Below are 7,831 nucleotides of genomic sequence, written 5' to 3' on the forward strand. Positions count from 1 at the left end.
GCTCGCTCAACGACCGGCTGATCCGGGAGCACCGGGCCAGGACTTGCCCTCCCAGGGGTCGTAGTCGGCGATGAGGTCCTCCTGCGGCGGGCGCTCGGCCTCGGGCACGTGCTGCAGGTTCACTCGCACGCGGTACCAGAGCGAGCTCGAGCCGCGCATGCCGTCGATCATCACATCGGCGGGATGCAGCTGGGCGGCCACGGCGGGGTGCCGCTTCGTCCACTCCTCGAGAGCCGCTGTGGACTCGGACTTGGTCTTCGTGCGCGCCACCTCGATGAGCGGCATCGTCGACTGCCGGCGCCCCGAGCCGTCGCCGCCGCGCGGCGGCTTCTCGGCCGGGCCAAGGTCCTCTGCGAGCCGCAGCAGGCCGTCGAGCGTGCCGACGGCGTCGTCGATGCCGGCGTGCGGATCGCCGAGGTCGGCGAACCGCTGCGGGACGGTGAGCACGGTGAACTCCTCCGGGCGGCGCTCGCGCACCTCGTCCCAGTCCAGCGGCGTGGAGACCCGCGCATCCGGCAACGGGCGGATCGAGTACGCGGATGCCACGGTGCGGTCCTTCGCGTTCTGGTTGAAGTCGACGAACACGCTCTCGCCGCGCTCCTCCTTCCACCACCGCGCGGTCGCGAGGCCGGGTGCGCGGTTCTCGACCTCGCGCGCGAGCGTCTCCGCAGCGACGCGCACCTGCTTGTAGTCCCACTGGGGGGCGATGCGCACCAGGATGTGCAGGCCGCGCGACCCGCTGGTCTTGGGCCACCCGACGAGCCCGACATCGTCGAGCACCTCGCGGGCGACGAACGCGACGTCGACGATCTGCGCCCAGTCCACACCGGGCATGGGGTCGAGGTCGATGCGCAGTTCGTCGGGACGGTCGAGGTCCTCGGCGCGGACGGGATGCGGGTTGAGGTCGAGGCACCCGAGGTTGATGACCCACGCCAGGCCCGCGGCATCCCGGATCACCGCCTCTTCCGCCGACGTCCCCCGCGCGTACTGCAGGGTGGCGGTGTCGATGAAGTCGGGGTGGTTCTCGGGGACGCGCTTCTGGAAGAACGGCTCGGCGTCGATGCCCTTGGGGAAGCGCTTGAGCACCATGGGCCGCCCGCCGGCCCCGCGGAGGGCTCCTTCGGCGACGGAGAGGTAGTAGCGCACGACGTCGAGCTTGGTGATCCCGTGTTCGGGGAAGACGATCTTGCCCGGGCTCGAGATGCGCACCTCGTGCCCCTCGACGTCGAGGATCTCGGCTTCGGACTTCGCGGGCGTCACCCGGCCCACGTTACGCCCGACCCGTGCCCCTGGAACACCCGGCTCCGCAGTCAGGAATCGCCAGTCACCGCGCGTTCGCGGCGCATTTGGTGACTGCGGAGCGACAAGCAGCGCGTCAGGCGGCGAGGGAGTATGTCGTGCGGCATCCGACCGCCGCACGCTCGGCGACCCGCGAGCGGAGGTCGTCGACGACGCCCGCGGTGAGCTCGATCAGCGTCACCTCGAGGGCCCCGGCGACGGCCGCGATCATCTCGCTCGAGGGCTCTTTGAGGCCCCGCTCGATCTCGGACAGGTACTGCGGCGAGACGCCCGCGCGATCGGCCGTGTCGGCCAGGCGCTCGCCGCGTTCGTGTCGCAGACGGCGCAGGCGGTCGCCCAGCGCGTCGCGCCAGAGGGGCTCAGGGTCACGAGGGGAACGCGGCGCCTTCGTCGGCAGCGGGATGATCTCGGCCATGCGCTCACGATAGAACGACAGCGCTGGGCGTTCGAAGTGGTTCCGCTCTGAGCAGAACCGCCCGATCTCGTGCACTGCGTCGGAGACTTGAGCCGACGCGCCGTGCCGAGGCATCCGTCACCGGCGTTTCGTCCGCGGTGTCCGATTCTGTGCACGCGTGCAAGCGTGCAAGCGTGCAAGCGTGCACGCGTGGACGCATCACGTGCCCGCGCTCGGCAGGGAAGCCGAACGGCCGCCCGGAGAACCGGGCGGCCGTTCGTGAGCGCTGTGCGCGGGATGTCAGTTGTCTCCGCGCAGGATCGCGAGGATGCGCAGGATCTCGACGTACAGCCAGACGACGGTCACCATGATGCCGAAGGCGCCGAGCCAGCCGTACTGACGGGGAGCGCCGTTGCGCACACCCTGCTGGATCTGGTCGAAGTCGAGCACGAGCGAGTACGCCGCCATGATGACGACGAGGACGCCGATCACGAGGCCGAGCGGGAGCCAGCCGAACAGCTGGACGCTGTAGATGCCGAAGGGGCCGGCGCTGTCGGGGCCGCTGAAGGCGCCGAACATCATCATCACCACGTTGATCAGCGAGAACACCAGGTAGCCGACCATGGCGATCAGGAAGATCTTCGTGGCCTTGGCCGATGCGCGCACCTTGCCGCTGGCGAACAGCGCGAGCGTGACGCCCACGACCGAGAGGGTGGCGAGGGTCGCCTGCACGACGATGCCGGGCCAGATCAATTCGAAGTAGGCCGAGATACCACCGACGAAGAGGCCCTCGGCGGCGGCGTAGGCGAAGATCAGGCCGGGGCGGATCTTCTTGCGCGAGGTGAAGATCACGACCATCGACAGCACGAAGCCGACGAGACCGCCGATGATCCACGGCATGATGGTCGGCTGGCCGGTGTCGGCCACAGGGGACATCGTCCAGATCCAGCCGGCGACGGCGCCGACCACGAGGATGGCGAAGAGTCCGACCGTCTTCCAGACGGTGTCTTCGGTCGACATCCGGTCGGTCTCGATGGCACCGGCGGGCGGGGCGGCGTACATGCCCTCGAGGTGGGCCTGGGCTGCGGCATCCGTTCCGGCGTGCTGCGCGGTCGAGAACTGCGTCTGCGCCGGGGGCGGGGTCAAGCTCGCCGCCTGGCGGCCGCCCGGATAGGTCTGAACGGCCTTCGGATCCTGGAAGGCCGGGTTGCTGAACGCGGGGTTGTTGAGGGCCACTGCTCTCACACTCCAAGTCACGGGGGTTGAACAGCACGGTGCTGTTGATCAACATTATCCGACCGGCGCGCAGACGGCACGGATCGGCGCTGTGAGAGGGCTTTGAACGGATGCCGCTTCCTCTGATCTCGGTCGTTGAGCGAGCGAGGAACGTGGTCGTTGAGCGAGCTTGCGAGTCGAAACGCAGAGACGAAACGCGCCGAACCCGGTGCAGACCGTCGGTGCGGCGCGTTTCGTCTCGGTCGCTGGCGCTCCCTCGCTCAACGACCGCGCGAGGATCGAGGTCACGGTCTGCGCATTAGGGTGTAACGGTGCCGCGCCGCAAACCGCTCGTCATCGGGCACCGTGGTGCTCCCGGGTATCGCCCTGAGCACTCGCGCTCGTCGTACGCCCTGGCGTTCGCGATGGGCGTCGACGCGGTCGAGCCCGACGTCGTGGTCTCGCGCGACGGCGTGCTCGTCGTCCGGCACGAGAACGAGATCTCAGGCACGACGGACGTCGCCGACCGGCCCGAGTTCGCGGACCGGCGCACCACCAAGACGGTGGACGGCATCGAGCTCACGGGCTGGTTCACCGAGGACTTCACGTGGGACGAGCTGGCGACGCTCCGCTGCCGAGAGCGGATCCCGCAGCTGCGGCCCTCGAGTGCGAGCTTCGACGACGAGCAGCCGGTGCTGCGACTGCGCGACGTGCTGGACGCGGTCCGCGAGGCGTCGCTCGAGTACGGGCGGGAGATCGGGGTGGTGCTCGAGATCAAGCACGCCACGCATTTCGCGACGTGCCTCGGCGGCGCAGGCGGGTGGGACATCGCCGACCTCGTCGACGCGGAGTTGCGCGAGGCCGGATGGGCCGGCGGCGAGCTGCCGCTGACGATCGAGGCGTTCGAGTCCACGGTGCTGTTCGCACTCAGGGAACGCGGCATCCGTGCGGCGTACGTCTACCTGCTCGAGGCGTCCGGCCGGCCCTTCGACCTCTTCGCCGCTCACGGCAAAGCAGCCCTGACGTACCGGCAGACCGCGGCGCCCGCCGGCCTCGACGCGCTGGTCGGACGCGTCGATGGCATCAGCGTCGACAAACGGACGATCCTCGCTCCTGACAAGCTCGGGCGCACCAGTGGCCCCTCGCCGGTCGTCGCCGACGCCCATGACCGCGGGCTGCGCGTCTTCACCTGGACCTGCCGACCAGAGAACCGCTTTCTGATCGGGCAGTTCCGCACGCGCGGCGGCCCGGCGGCGTTCGGCGACTGGGAGGCGGAGTGGGGCATGATCCGCGACGCCGGCGTCGACGGCGTGTTCGTCGACCACCCCGATCTCGGAGTCTCGTTCTTCCGCGGATGACCGCCGCCCCGACCGGCGCGCGTATGGTGCGACGGGACCGGCGATCATGGTGGATAGAGTGAGCGCGTGACCACTCCGGGCATCGTCGTCCAGGGCGTTCAGCGCTCGTTCGGGCCGGTGCAGGCCGTCCGCAACGTGACGCTACGCGCCGATGCCGGCCGGGTCACCGGCCTCGTCGGGCCGAACGGCTCGGGCAAGACCACGCTGCTGCTCATGCTCGCCTCGCTGCTGGCTCCGGACGCGGGCTCGATCCGCATCGACGGCATCGATCCCGTCACGAACCCGCAAGCCGCCCGGGCCGTGCTCGGCTGGATGCCCGACGCACTCGGCGCGTGGAACTCGCTCACCTCCCGCGAGACGCTGTCGGTCACGGCGCGGTTGTACGGGATGCCGGCTGCCGCGGCATCCGTCCGCGCTGACGCCCTCCTCACCGAGGTCGGGCTGGTCGACCTCGCCGACGCGCCCGCCCGGGTGCTCTCGCGCGGGCAGAAGCAGCGCCTCGGACTCGCCCGCGCCCTCGTGCACGACCCGCGCGTGCTCCTGCTCGATGAGCCGGCCTCGGGACTCGACCCGCAAGCCCGCATCGACCTGCGGGTGCTGCTGCGACGCTTCGCAGCGGAGGGGCGCACGGTGCTCGTCTCGAGCCATATCCTGTCGGAGCTCGAAGAGGTCGTCGACGACGCCGTCTTCCTGATGGCCGGTGTCACGGTCGACCCCGCCCGCGTCGAGGCGGCGTCGCGCCGCGCACGGCCGTGGCGGGTGCGGCTGGCTGGAGCCGAGCCATCCTCCGCCGACGTGGAGCGGGTGGCGGGCGCGCTCCGGGTGCCCGTCGAGAGCCTGGGCGTCGACCGCCGCGATGTCGTGGTGTCGTTCGCATCGGAGGATGCCGCAGCCGCAGCCCTGCGCGACCTCGTCTCGGCGGGGCTCGACGTGGTCGAGTTCGCGGCCGCGCAGGGCGCGCTCGAGCGCACCTTCCTCGATCTCGGCGACGGACGCCCGCCTCAGCAGCCGACGCCACCGAGCCCCGTGCCTCCGCGCGCCGCAGGCCCGGCGCCCGTGCCTCCCGCAGCCGTGCCTCCCGCAGCCGTGCCTCCAGCGCCCGCGCCGCCAGCCTCGGCGCCTCCCGCGCCGCCAGCCTCGGCGCCTCCCTCGTCGGCGGATCCCGGCGCCGCGGCGGGCGAGAGCGAGGCCACCTCGTGAACGGTCAGCGACTGGGAACCATCGTCGGCCTCGAACTGACGCAGCGCACGCGGAGCGTGGCATGGTACGTGCTCCTCGGTGTCTTCGCGCTGCTGCTCATGATCGTCACGGCGCTGTCGTTCGTCGCCTGGAGCTCGGCGTACCGGCCCGGCGGGGCGATCTACTCGACGATCGTCTACGTCACCTTGCTGCTCGTGGTGCTCGTGTCGCCGACGCTGAGCGGCAATGCGATCAACGGCGACCGGGATGCCGCCACCCTGGCGCCGGTGCAGATCACGCTCGCGACGACCGCCGAGATCCTCATCGGGAAGTTCCTCGCCGCATGGGTCGCCGGGCTCGCCTTCGTGGTCGTCTCGGTCCCGTTCCTCGCCGTCGCGATCCTGACCGGGGGAGGAGAACCCGCCACGATCGCGGTCTCGCTGCTCGTGCTCACGTTCGAGGTCGGCGTGATCGCGGCGATCGGAGTCGCGCTGAGCGGCATCCTGTCCCGACCCCTGTTCTCCGTCGCGACCACTTACCTCGTCGTCGCGGCGCTCGTGATCGGCACGGTCATCGCGTTCGCACTCGTGGGGTTCTCGATCCGGTCCGAGGCGACGAGCAGCTACCGGTCGTTCGAGTTCCCCGAGAACTACTCGGGCGAGACCTTCCCGTGCATGCCGGGGGAGGAGCCGAGCGACGACTACCCCTGCGACGAGGATGCCGAGGTGCGCTGCGGAGAGTGGCAGACGACGACGCACGAGGTGCCCAGGTTCGACCACGTGTGGTGGCTGCTCGCCGCCAACCCCTTCGTGATCCTCGCCGATGCGACGCCCACGCAGTTCGACCGCAACGGCAACCCGAACGACCTCTTCGGCCAGATCAAGTTCGGCGTGCGGGCGGCCCAGCAGCCACCCGACCTCGATCAGCGCTGGGACGACTGCGCCCCGGATCTGCAGAGCGACCAGCCGACGGCCGAGGAGGTCATCGACCAGTCGACGCCCATCTGGTTCGTCGGCATGGCGCTGCAGCTGCTGCTCGCCGCGGGTCTCATGTGGTGGGCCTGGGCGCGGACGCGCACCCCGGCGGGCCGCCTGCCGTCGGGTACCCGCATCGCCTGACGCCCCGCTTGCTCACCCGCGGTCGGTGGCAGACGATCCGGGGTCAGGCGTAGAAGCCCTCGCGCAGGTTGATGCCGTGCTCCACCCACGCTTTGAGCGCGGCCAACATGCCGGTCCAGCCCTCGCAGTTGCCGAACGCGCTCTTCGCGCCGGCGGCGTCGGCCCGCCAGGCGGATTCCGTGATCGTCACGAGCGTCCGTTCGCCGTCGTCGATCGGCTCGAACTCGAAGGTGGTCGTGGTCTCGGCCTCGAGCCCGTCGCGTGCTTCCCATCGGATGACGAGCCGCCGTGGTGGGTTCGATTCCACGACGGTCACGGGGAAGCGGCCGGGAAAGTCCGCGAAGTCCCACGTGACATCGGCACCCTGCTCGAGCCGGCCGCGGGCGCCACCGGTGGTGAAGTACCGCGAGAGCTGCTCGGGATCGGCGACGGCCTCGTAGACCTCGGCCGCCGGCCGCGCGACGCGGCCCGACACGGTGAACGAAAGTGCGGTGAGTTCTTCAGACATGTTGTAGTTTTATAACATGACGGATGCCGCGCGCAAGGGGTCCGACGATGACCTGGTGGATGACCTGGTGTTCAAGGCGCTGGCCGCGCCGTTGCGGCGACGGATGCTCGATGCTCTGAAAGACGAGTCGCTCACGACGGGGGCGCTGTGCGCCCGCTTCTCGGAGGTCGATCGCACGACGGTGCTGCAGCACCTGCGCGTGCTCGAGCGCGCGGAGCTCGTCACGGGCCGCAGGATCGGCCGAGAGCGGCACCTCGCCCTGGCGCCGCTGCCGATCAAGCGCCTCCACGATCGCTGGATCGGCGAGTACGCGCGCGCAGCGGTCGATCTGCTCGAACGACTGAACGACTGAACGCGCCTACGTGAGGCGCTCCCGGATCACGCGGGCCGTCGCCGCGGGGTCGGGGCGGTGCATCACCGACTCGGGAACGATCACGAGTTCCGCGCCCTCGATGACGCCGGCCAGGCGATCCGCGGCCGTGATGAGGATCGGGAACGTCTGCTCGCCGCGCAGCACTGTCACCGGGGCGGTCACCGCGAGCATCTCGGTGGTCGGAGTCGAGACGTCGCGCACGAGCTTCGTGTCGTAGACCGTCGACTGCGCCAGGGGGAGCATCGCCGGGAACTGGTCGCTCGCCCGGATCTGCTCGACCATCTCGGTCGGCAGCCCGATGTTCTCCAGCTGGAACGTGACGATCGCCTCTTCAGGACGGCCCTCATCGACGTACCGCTGCAGGCGCTCGGCGAGATCGTCGGCGGG

The 7,831-nt window shown here is 70.3% G+C and carries 7 protein-coding genes and 2 pseudogenes; 4 read left to right on the forward strand and 5 right to left on the reverse strand.

The genetic code is table 11. The annotated features are described in order from the left end of the window. Window positions 1-6: 6 nt before the first annotated feature. The 3 genes from ligD to B1729_RS19275 form a co-directional block, all read right to left on the reverse strand. Window positions 7-1,260: a non-homologous end-joining DNA ligase gene (ligD, locus tag B1729_RS19265; RefSeq protein ID WP_163634429.1), complete on the reverse strand. Its 1,254-nt coding sequence runs from the start codon at window positions 1,258-1,260 to the stop codon at window positions 7-9. A gap of 115 nt (window positions 1,261-1,375) precedes the next feature. Further along, on the reverse strand, window positions 1,376-1,714 hold the full coding sequence (locus B1729_RS19270; RefSeq protein ID WP_163618086.1) for a helix-turn-helix transcriptional regulator: 339 nt from the start codon (window positions 1,712-1,714) through the stop codon (window positions 1,376-1,378). A gap of 279 nt (window positions 1,715-1,993) precedes the next feature. Then, window positions 1,994-2,929: a Bax inhibitor-1/YccA family protein gene (locus B1729_RS19275; RefSeq protein ID WP_163634431.1), complete on the reverse strand. Its 936-nt coding sequence runs from the start codon at window positions 2,927-2,929 to the stop codon at window positions 1,994-1,996. 311 nt (window positions 2,930-3,240) lie between these two features. Here B1729_RS19275 and B1729_RS19280 point away from each other — a divergent pair, with 311 nt between their 5' ends. From B1729_RS19280 to B1729_RS19290, 3 genes and pseudogenes are all read left to right on the forward strand, one after another. Continuing rightward, a complete protein-coding gene (locus tag B1729_RS19280; RefSeq protein ID WP_163618084.1) occupies window positions 3,241-4,266 on the forward strand; it encodes a glycerophosphodiester phosphodiesterase family protein in 1,026 nt (341 codons plus the stop codon). A 66-nt stretch (window positions 4,267-4,332) separates the two neighbouring features. Beyond that, window positions 4,333-5,253: pseudogene (locus tag B1729_RS19285) on the forward strand (ABC transporter ATP-binding protein); the annotation flags it as partial. 209 nt (window positions 5,254-5,462) lie between these two features. Then, window positions 5,463-6,563 (forward strand): ABC transporter permease, encoded by a 1,101-nt coding sequence (locus B1729_RS19290; RefSeq protein ID WP_163634435.1) that lies wholly within the window; start codon window positions 5,463-5,465, stop codon window positions 6,561-6,563. Window positions 6,564-6,606: 43 nt separating this feature from the next. On the opposite strand, the gene B1729_RS19295 is transcribed toward B1729_RS19290, so the two are convergent. Next, on the reverse strand, window positions 6,607-7,071 hold the full coding sequence (locus tag B1729_RS19295) for an SRPBCC domain-containing protein (protein WP_163634437.1): 465 nt from the start codon (window positions 7,069-7,071) through the stop codon (window positions 6,607-6,609). 16 nt (window positions 7,072-7,087) lie between these two features. On the opposite strand from B1729_RS19295, the gene B1729_RS19300 reads away from it, so the two are divergent. Continuing rightward, window positions 7,088-7,423, forward strand: a complete 336-nt coding sequence (locus B1729_RS19300; RefSeq protein ID WP_163634439.1) for a helix-turn-helix domain-containing protein — start codon at window positions 7,088-7,090, stop codon at window positions 7,421-7,423. A 6-nt stretch (window positions 7,424-7,429) separates the two neighbouring features. Here the strand turns inward: B1729_RS19300 and B1729_RS19305 are convergent. Beyond that, window positions 7,430-7,831 (reverse strand): annotated as a pseudogene (locus B1729_RS19305) (alpha/beta hydrolase); the annotation flags it as partial.

The sequence above is a fragment of the Microbacterium sp. B35-04 genome, from assembly GCF_010634885.1.
Taxonomy (GTDB): Bacteria; Actinomycetota; Actinomycetes; order Actinomycetales; family Microbacteriaceae; genus Microbacterium.

Coding starts and splice junctions, on each gene's coding strand:
- B1729_RS19270 (WP_163618086.1), bottom strand. CDS start 1,714: ATGGCCGAGATCATCCCGCTGCCGACGAAGGCGCCGCGTTCCCCTCGT.
- B1729_RS19295 (WP_163634437.1), bottom strand. CDS start 7,071: ATGTCTGAAGAACTCACCGCACTTTCGTTCACCGTGTCGGGCCGCGTC.
- B1729_RS19300 (WP_163634439.1), top strand. CDS start 7,088: ATGACGGATGCCGCGCGCAAGGGGTCCGACGATGACCTGGTGGATGAC.